A 15,896-nucleotide genomic window follows, 5' to 3' on the forward strand; every position below is an offset into this window, starting at 1 on the left:
CTCCGTGCCTGCTCGGCGTCGTCGGCCCCGGACCGCGGCGGCTGCGGCGACCGCGCTGCTGGCCCTCGCTCTCGGCGGCTGCGACGCCCTCCCCCTGCCCTCCGAGGACGAGTCCACCGACCCGCCGAGCGCCGCCGCGCCGATGGACCCCGGCGCGGTCGAGGGCGCCGGGACCACTCCGGTGGACCCGTCCTGGCTGTGCCGGCCCGGGGAGGAGGATCCGCCGGTGGACGCGACCGACGGCGGCACCCTGGTCCCGGAGACGGTGCGCGCCGAGGGCCACCGCGTCTCGGTCTCCGGTCCCTTCCGGCTCGAGCCGGACCACACCTACGGGGGCTTCGTGCCCGAGGGCGTGCTGCTGCCCGCCGACCCCGAGAACCGCGGCGCCCCGGCCGCCGGATTCGACGGGCAGCTGGGCGTCGCGGACGCCCCCGCTCCGCCGATGGTGGTCCGCGAACGGGTCGAGGTCGCAGGAGAGGGCGCGGCGCCGTCGGCCGCCACGGCGCAGCTGACGGTGGGGACCTGCGACGACGCCCCGCTTCCCGAGGGACAGTTCCTGCTGCGCCTGAGCGGCGGCGGGATCGACGGTCCGGGCCGCGGGCGGGACGACGCCGGCTGGAGCGCGAGCGAGGACGTGCTGGTCGACGTGGTCGACGGTGAGCTGCGCGCCGTTCCGGGCGTCGTCGACGCCCCGTCGGGCGAGACCCCCGCGGACCTCTCCGCCCTCGCCTGCCGGGCTCCGCTGGAGCCGGTCGGGGACGGGGACGGCCTCGAGGTGGCAGTCGAGGATCCCACCACGAGCGTCTCCACCGCCGTCCCGGAGGATGGCGCGGGGGCGGGCGTCTCCGCCGCGGTGACCGTCACCGGCGCGGACCGCGGCACCCGCGCGCTCCTGCAGGCCGTCGTGGTCGTCCATCCCACGACGGGCACCGTGGTGGCCGGGGCGCGCAATGCCGCCGAGATCCCCCTGCAGTGGATGGGCGAGGACGGCGCGACCCGCACCGAGAGGGCCTGGACCACCCAGGGCGCGTGCGGCGCCGACGCACTGGCCCCCGGCGACTACCGGGCGCACGGCGTCGCCGTGACGGTCGATGCGGACGGCGACACCCACGTGATCCTCTCCGAGGCATGGGAGGTGGAGGTCGTCGACGAGGAGGTCGTCGACTGAGCCGGGACGCAGGAGGCGCTTCTCCCGTACCGTGGTGCCGTCCGGATCGACGCGGCGGGACCGCGCCCGCCCTCGATCCGTCATGAGACGATGAGTCTTGACCTCAAGACAAATGCCGCACCGACCCGAGGGAGCTCCGCGACACATGGCGCGCATCATCTACACCCACACCGACGAGGCGCCGATGCTGGCGACCGCATCGTTCCTGCCGATCCTCGACGCCTTCTCCGACACCGCCGGGATCGACGTCACCACCCGTGACATCTCCCTGGCCGGTCGCATCGTGGCGACGTTCTCGGACCTCCTGCCCGAGGACCAGCGGGAGGCGGACGCCCTGGCAGAGCTGGGAGAGCTGGCCAGGACCCCCGAGGCCAACATCATCAAGCTCCCCAACATCTCCGCCTCGGTGCCCCAGCTCAAGGCCGCGATCGCCGAGCTGCAGGGCCAGGGCATCGCGCTGCCGGACTATCCCGAGTCCCCCTCCACCGAGGAGGAGAAGGACATCCGTGCCCGCTACGACTCCGTCAAGGGCTCGGCCGTGAACCCCGTGCTGCGTGAGGGCAACTCCGACCGCCGCGCCCCCGCCGCGGTGAAGAACTTCGCCAAGGCCCACCCCCACCGCATGGGCGAGTGGAGCAAGGACTCGAAGACCTCGGTGGCCACCATGGGCCAGGACGACTTCCGCGACAACGAGCAGTCGGTGATCCTCGACGGCGAGGACACCCTGTCGATCGTGCACGTCGCGCCCGACGGTGCCGAGACCGTGCTCAAGGGGTCCCTGCCGGTGCTCGCCGGGGAGGTCGTCGACTCCACCGTGATGCGCGCGGAGGCGCTCGACGCCTTCCTGCGCGAGCAGATCGCCGTCGCGAAGGAGCAGGGCGTGCTGTTCTCCCTGCACCTCAAGGCCACCATGATGAAGGTGTCGGACCCGATCCTCTTCGGGCACGCCGTGCGCGCCTTCTTCCCCACTCTGTTCACCCAGTTCGGCGACCAGCTCGCCGCGGCGGGCCTGTCCCCCAACAACGGCCTCGGCGGCATCCTCGCCGGGGTCGAGGACCTCGACGAGACCGTGCGCGCCGGCGTGCGGGCCGCCATCGAGCAGGACCTGGCCGACGGTCCCGACCTCGCCATGGTCAACTCCCACAAGGGCATCACCAACCTGCACGTGCCCTCCGACGTCATCGTCGACGCCTCGATGCCGGCGATGATCCGCACCTCCGGTCACATGTGGAACAAGGACGACGCCGAGCAGGACACCCTCGCGGTGATCCCGGATTCGTCGTACGCGGGCGTCTACGCGGCGACCATCGAGGACTGCCAGCGCAACGGCGCCTTCGACCCGACCACCATGGGCACGGTCCCGAACGTCGGCCTGATGGCGCAGAAGGCCGAGGAGTACGGCTCCCACGACAAGACCTTCGAGATCGAGGCCGACGGGCGGGTCGAGGTGCGCGACGCCTCCGGTGCCGTGCTGATGAGCCATGAGGTCGCCGCCGGGGACATCTTCCGTGCCTGCCAGGCCAAGGACGCCCCCATCCGCGACTGGGTGCAGCTGGCGGTGCGCCGCTCGCGCGAGTCCGGGATGCCGGCCGTCTTCTGGCTGGACGAGTCCCGCGCCCACGACCGCAACCTCATCGAGAAGGTGCGCACCCACCTCGCCGAGCCGGTCGACGGAGAGAGCACCGACGGCCTCGACATCCGCATCCTGAACCCGGTGGAGGCCACCGAGCACACCCTGGCGCGCGTGCGCCGCGGCGAGGACACCATCTCGGTGACCGGCAACGTGCTGCGCGACTACCTCACCGACCTGTTCCCGATCATGGAGCTGGGCACCAGCGCCAAGATGCTCTCCGTGGTGCCGCTGATGAACGGCGGCGGACTGTTCGAGACCGGCGCCGGCGGCTCCGCCCCCAAGCACGTCCAGCAGCTCGTCGAGGAGGACTACCTGCGCTGGGACAGCCTCGGCGAGTTCCTGGCGCTGGCCGAGTCCCTGCGTCACCTCGCCCGCACTGCGGACAATCCCCGCGCTGCGGTGCTGGCCGATGCCCTGGACCGGGCGACCGAGACGCTGCTGCACGAGGGGAAGTCCCCGCAGCGCAAGCTCGGCTCGATCGACAACCGCGGCAGCCACTTCTACCTCGCGATGCACTGGGCCCAGGAGCTCGCCCAGCAGGGCGCGGACGTCGAGCTCGCCACGGCCTTCGGCCCCATCGCGAAGGAGCTCACCGAGAGCGAGGCGACCATCGCCGAGGAGCTGCTGGCGGTGCAGGGCAAGCCCGCGGACATCGGCGGCTACTACCGCCCTGACCTCGAGAAGATCTCCGCGGTCATGCGCCCGTCGACGACCTTCAACCGCATCCTCGAGGAGATCTCGGCGGCGCTGTGACGCCCGCCGCCCCGTGAGGACCGCCCCGATGCCGGTCCGGACCGCCCGTGCGGACCGGACCGGCATCGGCGTCCGGGCGGCTCCCCGGGACCGGGCCTCCCGGATCCCGCCGCCCGATCCCCCGCTCCCCGCTCCCCGCAGCCCGCGGTCCGCTGCGACCGCAGGAAAGGCCCGTCGTGCCCGTCATCCCCTCCCCCGTGGACGGCACCGACCTGCGCTATGACGTGACAGGTTCCGGACCGCCGCTGGTGCTGCTGCACGGCTCCGTGCTCTCCCGGGCGATCTGGCGCGGACTGGGGTACCTGGGACCGCTGACGGCCGAGCACACGGTGCTGCGGATGGACCTGCGCGGCCACGGACGCTCGGGCGCCCCGCACGACCCCGCCGCATACACCCAGCAGGTGTTCGTCGCGGATCTGCTCGCGGTGCTCGAGGCCGAGGGCATCGGTCGCACCGCTCTCCTGGGCTACTCGCTCGGTGCCCGCATCGCGCTGAGCACGGCGCTCGAGCATCCCGGGCGGGTGACGCGCCTGGTGAGCCTCGGCGGCTCGGCCGCACCGCAGCACGGCGCCGTGGACTCGGTGTTCTTCCCCGGGGTGATCGACACCGTGCGCGAGGACGGCATGGAGGCGTTCTGCGCCGGGCAGGGGCTCGGCCCCCGGGCGACCTCGCGCCGCGCACGCGCCACCCGCGCGGCCTTCCTCGCCGCCGATCCGCTCGCGGTCGCCGCCCTGCTCACCGCGACCGACGCGACGGCGGGGGTGCCCGCCGAGGCCCTCGCCGACTGCCGGGTGCCGGCGCTGTGGATGGCGGGCACCGAGGACCACCCTCGCTGCGAGGAGTCCCGACGGGCGGCGGCGCAGATGCCCGACGCGGAGTTCGTGCCGCTGCCCGGTCGCGACCACGGGGGCACCCTGTTCCCGCCCGAGGAGGTCCTCGACCGGGTGCTCCCGTTCCTCCGGTGAGATGCGGGCGGCCGCGCCACCGTTCTCAGACGACCTGCCTGACCAGCGCCACGAGCGCGACCACGACGATGATGCCGCGCAGCAGCCACTCGGGCATCCTCTTGGCCAGGTGCGCCCCGAAGTAGCCGCCCAGCAGTGCTCCGACGGCGATCGCGGCGGTCGCGAGCCAGACGATCTCGACGCCCAGCACGAAGTGCGCGATGACGTAGACGGTGGCGGCGGCGAGGTTCACCACCAGGCTGAGCAGATTCTTGACGCTGTTGACCGAGCCCATGGTGCGGCCGGTGAAGGTGCCCAGGATCCCGAGGTAGAGCACACCCTGCGCCGCGGTGAAGTAGCCGCCGTAGACGGAGGCGGCGCCGATCGATCCCACCAGCGCCGGGGAGCGGTACGGGCTGCGGGAGACGACCCGGTCCTGCGGGGCCGCCTCCTCCTCGTCGGCCCGCGCGGAGGTCTCGCGACGCGCCGCGCGCCGGTCCCGCCCGGCGCGGAGGGCCGCCGTGAACCGCTTCTGGAACACGACCATCACCAGGGCGACGACGATGAGGATCGGCACCACCAGGTCGAGCGCACCCGAGGGCGAGACCAGCAGCAGCAGCGCGCCGAGGGTGGCGCCCACCACCGTGACCGTGACCAGGGGGCCGAGGTTCCCCTTCTCCCGGGCGATCTCGCGCCGGTACCCGTAGGTCGAGCCGATGGTCGAGAAGAGGATCCCGACGGTGTTGGTGCGCACCGCCACGCCCGGCGGCATGCCGAGGGCGAGCAGCACCGGAAGGGTGAGGAGGGAGCCCGAGCCGACCGCGGCGTTGATGGCACCGGCGAGGGTGCCCATGACGAGCAGGACGATCAGCGAGAGGGGTTCCACGAGCGTCGACTGTACCCACGATCAGGGGGCGGGGCGGACAGCGTTCGCAGACGCTCCCGGCCCCGACGGCGATGCCCGCCCGTGCGGGACCGGCACTCGCGGTGCCGGTGCGCTCAGACCAGCTCGCGCAGCACGTCCTGCAGCACGAGGGCGTGGTTGTGCTCGGCGTCCTTCGCGGCGTAGAGCAGCACCAGTCGCTCCGCCCCGGCACCCAGGGACCGGTCGCGCAGCGCCTCGGCGGCACCGGATCCCTCGAGCTCGTGGCGATAGCGCGCCGCGAACTCCGCGAACGCCAGCTCCCCCTCGTGGAAGGCACGGCGCAGATCCGAGCTGGGCGCGACGTCCTTGTCCCACTCGTCGTGGTCCAGTCGCTCCTTCGCCACCCCGCGCGGCCAGAGACGGTCCACCAGCACGCGGTGCTCCTGCGCGCCGGCGCCGCCGTCGTCCAGCACGTCGTGGACACGGGCGAGGTCGATCCTCAGGGTGCTCATCACTGCTCCTCCGGAGACGGGACGGACGGACCCGGCCGACGCCATGAGCGCGGACCGGGTCCGGAGAGGTGCGACGGTGCCGTCCGGGGGACGGTCCGACGGGGTGGGGCGGGCCCCTCAGGCGAGGGCGGCCTGCGCGGCGTCGTAGTCGGGCTCCTCGGTGACCTCGGGAACCTGCTCGGTGTAGACGACCTCGCCGTTCTCGTCGGCGATGACCACCGCACGCGAGAGCAGCCCGGCCAGCGGACCGTCGTTCATGGTCACGCCGAAGTCCTCGCCGAAGGAGGAGCGGAAGGCGGAGCCGGTGACGACGTTCTCCAGACCCTCGGCGCCGCAGAACCGCGCCTGGGCGAAGGGGAGATCCTTCGAGACGCACACGACGACGGTGTTCTCCAGGCCCGCCGCGAGCTCGTTGAACTTCCGCACGGACATGGCGCAGGTGCCGGTGTCCAGGGACGGGAAGATGTTCAGCACCACGCGCCTGCCGGCGAGATCGGCGCCGGCGACGGGGCCGAGGTCCTGGCCGACGAGGTCGAAGTCCGGGAGCGAGGAGCCCTTCGCGGGCAGCTCCCCGGCGGTGGTGACGGGATCGTTCTTGAAGGTGATGGAAGCCATGGCCCCATCATCGTCCCCGCACCTGAACGGCACAAGGCGTTCCCTGGGCGCGCGCCCGCCTCCCTGGTGCGCCGCCCGCCGGGGGTGCGCCGCGTCAGTCCATCGTCGCGCGCAGGCGGTCGATCTGCTCCTCGACGTCGAAGTCCGCGGCGGGCCACTGCGGGTCGATGCCCTCGAGCGCGTCGAGCAGCAGCTGCTGGACGGCGATGCGCGCGTACCACTTGCGGTCCGCGGGGATCACCGTCCACGGCGCGCCGACGGTCGAGGTGGCCCGCAGCGCCCTCGTGTAGGCGTCCATGTAGGCGTCCCAGTGCTCACGCTCGTCGACGTCCCCGGGACTGAACTTCCAGTGCTTGTCCGGGCGCTCGAGGCGCTCCATCAGCCGCTCCCCCTGCTCCTGGCGGGAGATGTGCAGCATGACCTTGACGATCACCGTGCCGGCCTCGCTCAGCTCCCGCTCGAAGGCGTTGATCGCGGTGTACCGGCTGCGGATCTCCTTCGCATCGGCCCAGCCGTGCACACGGTGGATGAGCACGTCCTCGTAGTGCGAGCGGTCGAAGACGCCGATGATCCCCGGCGCCGGAGTGCGCCTGCGGATGCGCCACAGGAAGTCGTGGCGCTTCTCCGCCGGGGTGGGGGCTTTGAAGGCGGCGATGTCGACGCCCTGCGGGTCGACGCCCCCCACCACGTGGCGCATGATCCCTCCCTTGCCGGAGGTGTCCATGCCCTGGACGATCAGCAGCACCGAGCGTCCGCCCTCACGGCCGTGGTGGGCTGCGTAGAGCCGCTCCTGGAGCTCGCCGAGGGTGGCGTCGCGCCGGGCGAGCAGGGCCCTGCCGTCGGCCTTCCTCCCCTCGAAGCCGGGGGTGGCGCGGGGATCGAGGTCGGCGACCTCCCCGGTCCAGCCCGAGGCGATCGGGAAGCCCGCGGGGCGCTGAGCCGCCTGCGGTCCGACGTCGGCCCCTGGCACGGGCTTCGTGCTCGTCGCCGTCCTCGGACGCGTCGGAGACTTCCGCACCGTGCTCGGCGTCTCCGACGTCTTCGACGTCTTCTTCTTCGACTTCTTCGGCTTCTTCGGCTTCGTCTTCTTCGACATGCACGCAGGGTAGCCCGGGGCACGCACCCCGGCGCGGCCCTGCGTGAACTTGACTCCGGCGCTCCCCCGGCGGAATGTCGTGCCATGACGATCACCGCCATCACTCACGCCCATGTCGTCCCGATCGACGGGGAGCCCTTCGACGGGACCCTGCTGCTCGAGGACGGCCGGATCACGGCCCTCGGCCCCGACCTCGAGCTCCCTGCGGATGCCGAGGTCGTCGACGCCGCCGGGGGCTGGCTGCTGCCGGGCTTCATCGACGCCCACGTCCACCTCGGGGTCGACGAGGAGGGGGAGGGCTGGGCCGGTCAGGACACCAACGAGATGACGGACCCGGTCATGGCGGCCGCTCGCGCGATCGACGCGATCAATCCCGTCGAGGTCGGCTTCGACGACGCGATCATCGGCGGAGTGACCGCGGTGAACGTCAATCCCGGCTCGGGCAACCCCATCGGCGGCCTGGCCGTCGCGATCCGCACCCACGGCCGGGTGGTCGACGAGATGGTGCTGCGCAGCCCGTCCGGGCTGAAGGCCGCCCTCGGGGAGAACCCCAAGCGGGTCTACGGCGAGCGCTCCCAGACCCCGTCGACCCGGCTCGGCGTCGCGCTGACCATCCGCAAGGCCTTCGCGACCGCTCGTGCCTGGGCCGCGAAGCCCGTCGACGAGCGGGACGCGGACCTCGTCTCGGAGGCGCTCAGCCGGGTGCTCGAGCGGGAGATCCCGTGGCGTCAGCACTCGCATCGGGCCGACGACATCGCCACCGCGCTGCGGATCGCCGAGGAGTTCGGCTACGAGCTGGTGCTGGACCACGGCACCGAGGCCTATCTGATCGCGGACCGGGTCGCGGCCGCCGGGGTGCCGGTGCTCTACGGCCCGCTGATCGTCTCCCGCTCCAAGGTGGAGGTGCGCCACCGCACCCCGAAGGCGCCGGGCATCCTCACGGAGGCCGGGGTGAAGGTCTCGATCATCACCGATCATCCGGTGGTGCCGATCGAGTTCCTGGTGCACCAGGCGGCGCTCGCCGTCAAGCACGGGATGGACCCGGCCGATGCGCTGCGCGCGCTGACCGTGAATCCGGCCGAGGTGCTCGGGCTCGCCGACCGCATCGGCTCGCTCGCCGCCGGGAAGGACGCGGACCTGGTGCTGTGGGAGGGAGACCCGCTGGACGTGCGGAACCGGACCCTGCGGGTCTGGCAGGGAGGCCGAGAGGTCATGCGTCGCGACGCCGAGGGCGAGCCCGTGATCGCACCCCGCTGACCTCCCCGCGGGCCGGGAGGGCTCAGTCGTCGACGCGGACCTCGCGGGTCTCCACGTCGATCTCGACCTCGACGTCGCCGCCCTCGCTGCGGTCGATGTCGATCTGGTAGCGGATGGCGCCGTCGTCGGAGTCGAGCTCCCAGCCGCTGACCCGGCCGGGCTCCTCCCCCAGCGCGATCTCGATCGCCTCGTCGTAGGAGAGCGGGGAGGTGACGTCGACGACCGGGTCCCGGTCGTCGTCGTCCGTCTCGTGCTCGGTCACCTCGCCGGTGGTGGCGTCGATGTCGAGCTCGTGCTGCGTGCCGTCCAGGACCAGCTCGAGCTCCCACTCCCAGACGTCGTCGTCGTGGTCGATCTCGATCTGGGTGAGGTCGCCGCCGCCCACCTCCTCGGTCGCGATCTCGATGGCGCGCTCCGCCGTGATCGGCAGCTCCTCCGTGGCGAGGTCGGCGTCCCGCGGCAGGGCCTCGGTCGACCCTGCGGTGTCCTCGCCCTGCTCGGCGCCGCCCTGGTCGCTCGCGGCGCCGTCGGAGCCGCTCCTGTCCGAGGCGTCGTCGCCGTCCTGGTCCTGCTCGTCCTGGTCCTGCTCGTCCTGCGCCGTGCCGGGGTCGTCGGCCGGCGGCGCGCCGGCGTCCCCCTCGTCGTCGGCCCCGCCGCAGCCCGCGGCGAGGGCGAGCACGAGCGCGCCGAGCGCGGCGGCGCGGGTCGTGGTGCGGAGTCGGGTGGTGGTGCGCGTCATGGGGTCCTCGCTGTCCTCGAGGAGCCGCGCCGCCCGGGGCGGCGGACTCCGCTGATCTGACGCCGGTGCTCCCGGCGTGCTTCGGATGTGCCCAGGCTAGCGCTGGTCAGAGCGATCATCACCTCTCTGAGAACTCTCTCATCGGGACCTCATCCGGGGTTCATCAGAGCGGGTTCGGAGGCCTCACGGGAGGCCTCACCGGCCGATGCCGTCCCCGCACCTGGAGCCCGGGAGCACGGGAGGAAGGTCCCTTCCGCGCCATCGCGAGGGGACCTACGGTGAACCTGTCGTCCCTGCGGGGCCTCCCGCAGGGAACCGGACCCAGGAAGGCGCCATGACCACTGTTCCTCGTTGGCCGAACTCCCCCTCCACCACCCCGACACGACGTGATCTCGAGCAGCTCCACGCCTGGTGGCGGGCCGCGAACTACCTCTCGGTCGGGCAGATCTACCTCATGGACAACCCGCTGCTGCGCCGGCCGCTGCAGCGCGAGGACGTCAAGCCCCGCCTCCTCGGGCACTGGGGCACCACCCCGGGCCTGACCTTCCTGTACGCCCACGCGAACCGGGCGATCCTCCAGCGCGGGCTGCGTGCCATGTACATCACGGGTCCCGGGCACGGCGGCCCGGGACTGGTCGCCTCGACCTATCTCGAGGGCACGTACTCCGAGGTGTACCCCGCCGTCAGCGAGGACGAGCCCGGGATGAAGCGACTGTTCACGCAGTTCTCCTTCCCGGGCGGGATCCCCTCCCACGTGGCGCCGGAGACCCCCGGCTCGATCCACGAGGGCGGCGAGCTCGGATACTCCCTCTCCCACGCCTACGGCGCGATGTTCGACAATCCCGACCAGATCGCCTTCACCGTCATCGGGGACGGCGAGGCGGAGTCCGGCCCGCTGGCCACCTCGTGGCACTCGAACAAGTTCGCCAATCCGCAGCGGGACGGGGCGGTGCTGCCGATCCTGCACCTGAACGGCTACAAGATCGCCAACCCCACGGTGCTCGCCCGGATCGGCGAGGAGGAGCTCGGGGCGCTGCTGCGCGGCTACGGGCACGCCCCGCTGTTCTTCACCGGCGGGTTCGACGACGAGGACCCGCTGGAGACCCACGAGCGCTTCGCGGAGGTGCTCGACGAGGCGCTGGACCAGATCGCGCAGATCAAGGCCCGCGCCGCGGAGGACGCGGCGGCAGGGCGCGAGAGCGAGCGCCCGGCCTGGCCGATGATCGTGTTCCGCACGCCGAAGGGATGGACCGGCCCCGAGGAGATCGACGGTCAGCGGACCGAGGGCTCGTGGCGCTCCCATCAGGTGCCGCTGGCGAGCGCCCGCGACACCGACGAGCATCTCGCGGACCTCGATCGCTGGCTGCGCTCCTACCGCCCCGAGGAGCTGTTCGACGAGGACGGGACGCTCCTGGAGGAGATCGCCGGGGCCGCGCCGTCGGGCGAGCTGCGGATGTCCGCGAACCCGTCGACCAACGGCGGCTCGGTGCTGACGCCGCTGCGCCTGCCGGACTTCCGCGACTACGCCCAGGAGGTCACCCTCCCCGGTGCCTCCGTCGCGGAGGCGACGAAGGTGCTGGGCACCTGGCTGCGCGACGTCGTGCGCGACAACCCGGAGAACTTCCGGATCTTCGGCCCCGACGAGACCGCCTCCAACCGGCTGCAGGCGGTCTACGAGGTCACCGACAAGCAGTGGAGCGCGGAGCTCGAGGAGCACGACCGCTCCGAGCACCTCGGCCGCGCCGGGCGTGTGATGGAGATGCTCTCCGAGCACCAGTGCCAGGGCTGGCTCGAGGGCTACCTGCTCACCGGCAGGCACGGCCTGTTCTCCTCCTACGAGGCGTTCATCCACATCGTCGACTCGATGGTGAACCAGCACGCCAAGTGGTTGAAGGTGACGAACGAGCTCGAGTGGCGCCGGCCCATCGCCTCGCTGAACTACCTGCTGAGCTCGCACGTGTGGCGCCAGGACCACAACGGCTTCTCCCACCAGGATCCGGGGTTCATCGACCACATGGTCAACAAGAAGGCCGAGATCGTGAGGGTGTACCTGCCACCGGACGCGAACACGCTGCTGTCCACCTTCGACCACTGCCTGCGCTCGAAGCAGTACGTGAACGTGGTGGTCGCCGGGAAGCAGCCGAACCCGAACTGGCTGGACATGGACGAGGCGATCGTGCACTGCACGCGCGGCCTCGGGGTCTGGGAGTGGGCAGGCACGGAGCGGCCCGGCGAGAACCCCGACGTCGTGCTCGCCTGCGCGGGCGACATCCCCACGATCGAGGTTCTCGCCGCGGCGAAGATCCTCCGCGAGGAGGTCCCGGACCTGGCGGTGCGAGTGGTGAACGTGGTGGACCTGATGCGCCTGCAGGACGACAGCGAGCATCCGCACGGCCTGTCCCAGCGGGACTTCGACGGGTACTTCGGGGAGGACGTCCCCGTGGTCTTCGCCTACCACGGCTACCCGTGGCTGATCCATCGCCTGGCCTACCGCCACGACCGCCGCTCCCGCATCCATGTGCGCGGCTACAAGGAGGAGGGCACCACCACGACCCCCTTCGACATGCTGATGCTCAACGACACCGACCGCTTCCACCTGGTGATGGACGTGATCGACCGCGTCGAGGGCATGGGGACGCGATACGCCTTGCTGCGCCAGCGGATGGAGGACGAGCGGATCCGTGCCCGCGCCCACGCCCACACCCACGGCGAGGACGTCCCGGAGATCGCCCAGTGGCAGTGGGGCGACGGCGGGGACGACGCGACCGCGAGGGCGCTCGAGGACACCGGCGGCGACAACGGGTGAGCCGGGGGCGCCGTGGCACCAGCCGTGCCTGCGGTCAGCCCGCGGCGCCCCGCGCCAGGTCGGGCACGTCGGGCAGGCGCCGGAACCCGGCGGCGACGTAGGTCGCGACCGCCCCGGTGAGGGACCGCGGTGTGCAGACGACGGCGCTCGAGGAGCCCATCGTCCGCAGCCGTGCGGCGGCGGCGAGGCACATCGCCCGTCCGTGCCCGCGACCGCGGTGGGCCGGATGCACGCCGAGCGGCTCGATCAGCCCGGGCCTGCCGGCGCCGGCCGACCACACGGTGATGATCGCGGCGGCGCTCGCGCCGTCGCGGCCGAGCAGCGAGACCGACTCCCGGGCGGCGCGGGAGCCGGCTAACTCCCGGAAGCGCTCGTCGGTCACTCCCTCGCTGTCGAAGGCCGCACGGTGCACGGCGGTGTACTCCGCGACGCTCGAGGCCGTGACCTCCTCGACAGTCAGGGCCGGCTCCTCCGCGGCCAGGTCGAGGTCGTCGTCGGGTGCGCCGAGATCCCGCTGCAGCGGCACCCACGGGTCGCCCACGACCCAGCCGCGCGCCATCAGCTCCTCGCGCAGGGCGGTCGCGCCGCGCGCCTCGAGGAAGACGCGCCCGTCGGGCAGCGCACCGCGCCCGGGATCGAGGAGATCCGCGGCCATCGCCCGGGCGATCTCCCGGTCCTCGACGAGGGCGGGATCCAGCGCCGTGCGGAGCAGATCGCGCCCGTCGAGCATCCCGAGGGCGACGGGACGGCCGCCCCGGCGCCACAGCCGCAGGTCCGCGGCGGCGCGCTCGGCTCCCCGGAGGTGGTGCCAGCCGACGTCGCCGGGGTGCAGCTGGAGCGGGCCCGCGTCCTTCTGCCAGGCGCTCAGCACGGCGAGCACCGGTGCGAGCTCGTCCGGGGACGGGACCGTCAGGGAGATCGAGGTCATGTGCGGATCCCATCATCGCCCTCGTCGCCGTGTCCACGCAGTTCTGCGCCGCATGCGCTCCCCTGCCGCCGGGAGGTGCCGGCCGCTACCCTCGGAGCATGGAGACTCAGGGCACGGAGAGCACGGACGTCGCGCACGGGACCGTCCGACGGGTCGTGCGGGTGCGTGGCAGGGTCCAGGGCGTCGGCTACCGGATGGACGCCGCCGCGGCGGCGGAGCGGTGCGGCGTCGCCGGGACGGTGAGGAACCTCCTGGACGGGTCCGTGGAGGCCGATGTGGAGGGCCCGGCGGAGGCCGTCGGGGCGATGATCGAGCACCTGCGGGAGGGGCCCGGCAGCGCGAGTGTCGAGGGGATCGACGTGCGGCGGGAGCCCCCGCGCGGGGCGGCCTCCTTCCGCGTCGCCGGCTGACCCCGGGAGACCCGGGATCCCGCCTCGCGATCGGACGCGTCCCCTGCCCCGCCCTGGCCTGCTCGCTCACCGGGCATCAGCGGATCACCAGCCGATCACCAGCGCGTCAGCTGATCACGCGAGTGCGCAGATAGTGCACGGCCAGCAGCGCGCCGGCGCCGACCATGATCGCCGAGGTGAGGATCATCGGGGTCTGGCCCGCGGCGTCCAGGATCAGCCCGCCGATCAGCGCGCCGACCGCGATCGCCGTGTTGAACGCCGCGCTGTTCAGGGCGGTGCCCTCCTCGAGCACCGCGGTGGCCTCCGAGGCGATGAAGGCCTGCAGCGCCACCGAGATCGCTCCCACGAACAGCCCCCACAGCGGCATCACGAGCAGGGCGAGCGGCGGGGAGTCCATCACCAGCAGCACGGCGAGCAGAGCGGCGGTGGTGCCGACGACGACCACCGCGACGCCCGTCGGCGGGCTGCGGCGCAGCAGCGGGCCGACGGCGAAGTTCCCGGCGAGGCCGGCGATCCCGTAGAGCAGGAGCATCAGCCCGATGTCGGTCAGTCCCACCCCGCCGCGTTCGACGAGGACGGGGCTGACGAAGCTGTAGGTGATGAACTGTCCCACCACGACCAGTGCGGTCAGCGCCAGCACGTAGCGCACGCCCCGGGTGCGGGCGGCGGCGAGCATCATGCTCCCGGTGACCTTGACCGGGGAGCGGACGGGCTCGACGAGCACCAGCAGCAGCACGGCGACCACGGCGGCGAGGATCCCGACCACGGCGAAGGCCGCGCGCCAGCCCACGTGGGCGCCGATCCACGCCGCGACCGGCACCCCCAGCACGAGCGCGCCCCCGGCCCCGCTGAAGGCGATGGTCAGCGCACGGGCGGTGTGCTCGCGAGGCACCTGGCCGATGGCGACGATCGCCATCACCGCCCAGTACAGACCGATCGAGATCCCGGCGAACAGACGCGCGAGGAGCAGCACCGCGAAGTTCGGCGCGACCATGCTCAGCGCGCACGAGATCACCACCGAGACCAGGGCGAGCACCAGGACCAGGCGCCGATCCATGCCGCGCACGATCACGGGGGTGCACAGCGCCACCGCGCCCGCGAGGAGACCGGGCACGGTGACGGCCAGCCCGGCCACGCCCTCGCTGACCCCGAGATCCGGTGCCATCACGCTGAGCACGCCGATCGGCAGCTCCTCGATCGTGATGAGCACGAAGATCCCCACCGCGAGGGCCACCACCCCGGCCCATCGGCGTGCGCTGTCCACTGCTGCTCCTCGTCCTCGCGGATCTCAGATCCCCGCGGTTCTCTCGGCTCTCTCGGCTCTCTCGGTTCTCAGGGCATCGCGCATCCCGCGCCCGGCGGCCCGCGGACGGGGCGCACGAGCTGGGGCCCACGAGCTGCGGCGCACGACGCAGTCGACGGCCCCGGCCGCTCGCGCCGCCGGGACCGTCGTCGTCGGGAGATCAGCGCACGGCGTCGAAGGCCTCGCCGATCTCCTGCTCGCCGTCGTTGTAGGTGAGGAACTTCCCGGCCGTGGCGGGACGCGCGAGAGCGGCCACGATCGTGCGGGCCACGTTCCCGCGGGAGACGGTGCCGCTCTCGACCGCGGTGAGGTCGATCCGTCCCGTCGGCTCCTCGAGCGTGAGCCCCGAGGGGCCGAGGATCGTCCAGGTCAGCTCGGAGCCGCGCAGGTGCTCGTCGGCACGGGCCTTCGCCTCGGCATAGGCGTGGAAGGGGTTGTCCTCGGGCACGCCGTGATCCAGCGAGGCACCGAAGTAGCTGACCATCAGGTAGCGCTCGGCGCCCACGCGCTGCGCGGCATCCATCGACGCGATCGCCGCGTCCTGGTCCACGGCCACGGTCCGCTCCGGGTTCCCGCCGCCGGCTCCGGCGGCCCAGACCACCGCGTCCCTGCCCCGCAGCAGATCGTCCCAGCCGCCGGCGTCGAGGGTCTCGATGTCGCTGAGCACCGCCTGAGCGCCCGTCGCCTCGACGTCGCCCGCATGCTCGGGATTGCGGATCACGGAATGCACCGTGTGCCCCGCCTCCACGAGCAGCGGCGCCGCGAGCAGCGCGACCTTGCCATGTCCTCCGATGAGTGCGATATCCATACCCTCACTCTGTCACCGCACGCTCCGCAGGTCGAGGCCCTGACGGCTCTGTTCGCAGA

At 72.5% G+C, this 15,896-nt stretch carries 15 protein-coding genes; 7 read left to right on the plus strand and 8 right to left on the minus strand.

Annotation, left to right across the window (positions count from 1 at the left end):
* The first annotated feature begins 4 nt into the window (after window positions 1-4).
* From ACT3SP_RS12250 to ACT3SP_RS12260, 3 genes are all read left to right on the plus strand, one after another.
* On the plus strand, window positions 5-1,168 hold the full coding sequence (locus ACT3SP_RS12250) for a hypothetical protein (protein WP_444587573.1): 1,164 nt from the start codon (window positions 5-7) through the stop codon (window positions 1,166-1,168).
* A 145-nt stretch (window positions 1,169-1,313) separates the two neighbouring features.
* The gene (locus ACT3SP_RS12255; RefSeq protein ID WP_444587574.1) at window positions 1,314-3,554 is read left to right on the plus strand and encodes an NADP-dependent isocitrate dehydrogenase; all 2,241 of its coding nucleotides are present in this window, start codon (window positions 1,314-1,316) and stop codon (window positions 3,552-3,554) included.
* A 176-nt stretch (window positions 3,555-3,730) separates the two neighbouring features.
* The gene (locus tag ACT3SP_RS12260; RefSeq protein ID WP_444587575.1) at window positions 3,731-4,519 is read left to right on the plus strand and encodes an alpha/beta fold hydrolase; all 789 of its coding nucleotides are present in this window, start codon (window positions 3,731-3,733) and stop codon (window positions 4,517-4,519) included.
* A 25-nt stretch (window positions 4,520-4,544) separates the two neighbouring features.
* Here the strand turns inward: ACT3SP_RS12260 and ACT3SP_RS12265 are convergent, their stop codons facing one another.
* The 4 genes from ACT3SP_RS12265 to ACT3SP_RS12280 all read right to left on the minus strand — a co-directional run bounded on the left by ACT3SP_RS12265 (window position 4,545) and on the right by ACT3SP_RS12280 (window position 7,460).
* Window positions 4,545-5,384 (minus strand): sulfite exporter TauE/SafE family protein, encoded by an 840-nt coding sequence (locus ACT3SP_RS12265; RefSeq protein WP_444587576.1) that lies wholly within the window; start codon window positions 5,382-5,384, stop codon window positions 4,545-4,547.
* 113 nt (window positions 5,385-5,497) lie between these two features.
* Entirely contained in the window at window positions 5,498-5,875 is a 378-nt protein-coding gene (locus tag ACT3SP_RS12270) for a DUF488 domain-containing protein (protein ID WP_444587577.1), read from the minus strand.
* 117 nt (window positions 5,876-5,992) lie between these two features.
* Window positions 5,993-6,490, minus strand: a complete 498-nt coding sequence (gene tpx, locus ACT3SP_RS12275; protein ID WP_444587578.1) for a thiol peroxidase — start codon at window positions 6,488-6,490, stop codon at window positions 5,993-5,995.
* Between the two features lie 94 nt (window positions 6,491-6,584).
* Window positions 6,585-7,460: a polyphosphate kinase 2 family protein gene (locus ACT3SP_RS12280; RefSeq protein ID WP_444587579.1), complete on the minus strand. Its 876-nt coding sequence runs from the start codon at window positions 7,458-7,460 to the stop codon at window positions 6,585-6,587.
* A 7-nt stretch (window positions 7,461-7,467) separates the two neighbouring features.
* Here ACT3SP_RS12280 and ACT3SP_RS12285 point away from each other — a divergent pair, with 7 nt between their 5' ends.
* Together ACT3SP_RS12285 and ACT3SP_RS12290 are read left to right on the plus strand one after the other, a co-directional pair.
* Entirely contained in the window at window positions 7,468-7,599 is a 132-nt protein-coding gene (locus tag ACT3SP_RS12285; RefSeq protein ID WP_444587580.1) for a hypothetical protein, read from the plus strand.
* Window positions 7,600-7,670: 71 nt separating this feature from the next.
* On the plus strand, window positions 7,671-8,843 hold the full coding sequence (locus ACT3SP_RS12290) for an amidohydrolase (RefSeq protein ID WP_444587581.1): 1,173 nt from the start codon (window positions 7,671-7,673) through the stop codon (window positions 8,841-8,843).
* Between the two features lie 22 nt (window positions 8,844-8,865).
* Here ACT3SP_RS12290 and ACT3SP_RS12295 read toward each other — a convergent pair whose 3' ends face one another.
* The gene (locus ACT3SP_RS12295) at window positions 8,866-9,582 is read right to left on the minus strand and encodes a PepSY domain-containing protein (RefSeq protein WP_444587582.1); all 717 of its coding nucleotides are present in this window, start codon (window positions 9,580-9,582) and stop codon (window positions 8,866-8,868) included.
* 334 nt (window positions 9,583-9,916) lie between these two features.
* On the opposite strand from ACT3SP_RS12295, the gene ACT3SP_RS12300 reads away from it, so the two are divergent.
* Entirely contained in the window at window positions 9,917-12,388 is a 2,472-nt protein-coding gene (locus tag ACT3SP_RS12300) for a phosphoketolase family protein (RefSeq protein ID WP_444587583.1), read from the plus strand.
* A gap of 34 nt (window positions 12,389-12,422) precedes the next feature.
* Here the strand turns inward: ACT3SP_RS12300 and ACT3SP_RS12305 are convergent, their stop codons facing one another.
* The gene (locus tag ACT3SP_RS12305) at window positions 12,423-13,316 is read right to left on the minus strand and encodes a GNAT family N-acetyltransferase (protein ID WP_444587584.1); all 894 of its coding nucleotides are present in this window, start codon (window positions 13,314-13,316) and stop codon (window positions 12,423-12,425) included.
* A gap of 98 nt (window positions 13,317-13,414) precedes the next feature.
* On the opposite strand from ACT3SP_RS12305, the gene ACT3SP_RS12310 reads away from it, so the two are divergent.
* Window positions 13,415-13,726 carry an acylphosphatase gene (locus tag ACT3SP_RS12310; RefSeq protein WP_444587585.1) on the plus strand — a complete coding sequence of 104 codons (312 nt, stop codon included), beginning with the start codon at window positions 13,415-13,417 and terminating at the stop codon, window positions 13,724-13,726.
* Window positions 13,727-13,832: 106 nt separating this feature from the next.
* Here ACT3SP_RS12310 and ACT3SP_RS12315 read toward each other — a convergent pair whose 3' ends face one another.
* Together ACT3SP_RS12315 and ACT3SP_RS12320 are read right to left on the minus strand one after the other, a co-directional pair.
* Entirely contained in the window at window positions 13,833-14,990 is a 1,158-nt protein-coding gene (locus ACT3SP_RS12315) for an MFS transporter (RefSeq protein ID WP_444587586.1), read from the minus strand.
* A gap of 199 nt (window positions 14,991-15,189) precedes the next feature.
* Window positions 15,190-15,837 carry an SDR family oxidoreductase gene (locus tag ACT3SP_RS12320; RefSeq protein WP_444587587.1) on the minus strand — a complete coding sequence of 216 codons (648 nt, stop codon included), beginning with the start codon at window positions 15,835-15,837 and terminating at the stop codon, window positions 15,190-15,192.
* Between the last annotated feature and the right edge of the window lie 59 nt (window positions 15,838-15,896).

The sequence above is a fragment of the Brachybacterium sp. AOP43-C2-M15 genome (assembly GCF_052446295.1).
Taxonomy (GTDB): domain Bacteria; phylum Actinomycetota; class Actinomycetes; order Actinomycetales; family Dermabacteraceae; genus Brachybacterium.

What these genes read in the sequence shown, in the direction of transcription:
- ACT3SP_RS12310 (WP_444587585.1), top strand. Translation starts at nt 13,415, where the DNA reads ATGGAGACTCAGGGCACGGAGAGCACGGACGTCGCGCACGGGACCGTC.
- ACT3SP_RS12300 (WP_444587583.1), top strand. Translation starts at nt 9,917, where the DNA reads ATGACCACTGTTCCTCGTTGGCCGAACTCCCCCTCCACCACCCCGACA.
- tpx (WP_444587578.1), bottom strand. Translation starts at nt 6,490, where the DNA reads ATGGCTTCCATCACCTTCAAGAACGATCCCGTCACCACCGCCGGGGAG.
- ACT3SP_RS12290 (WP_444587581.1), top strand. Translation starts at nt 7,671, where the DNA reads ATGACGATCACCGCCATCACTCACGCCCATGTCGTCCCGATCGACGGG.
- ACT3SP_RS12255 (WP_444587574.1), top strand. Translation starts at nt 1,314, where the DNA reads ATGGCGCGCATCATCTACACCCACACCGACGAGGCGCCGATGCTGGCG.
- ACT3SP_RS12305 (WP_444587584.1), bottom strand. Translation starts at nt 13,316, where the DNA reads ATGACCTCGATCTCCCTGACGGTCCCGTCCCCGGACGAGCTCGCACCG.
- ACT3SP_RS12320 (WP_444587587.1), bottom strand. Translation starts at nt 15,837, where the DNA reads ATGGATATCGCACTCATCGGAGGACATGGCAAGGTCGCGCTGCTCGCG.
- ACT3SP_RS12295 (WP_444587582.1), bottom strand. Translation starts at nt 9,582, where the DNA reads ATGACGCGCACCACCACCCGACTCCGCACCACGACCCGCGCCGCCGCG.
- ACT3SP_RS12270 (WP_444587577.1), bottom strand. Translation starts at nt 5,875, where the DNA reads ATGAGCACCCTGAGGATCGACCTCGCCCGTGTCCACGACGTGCTGGAC.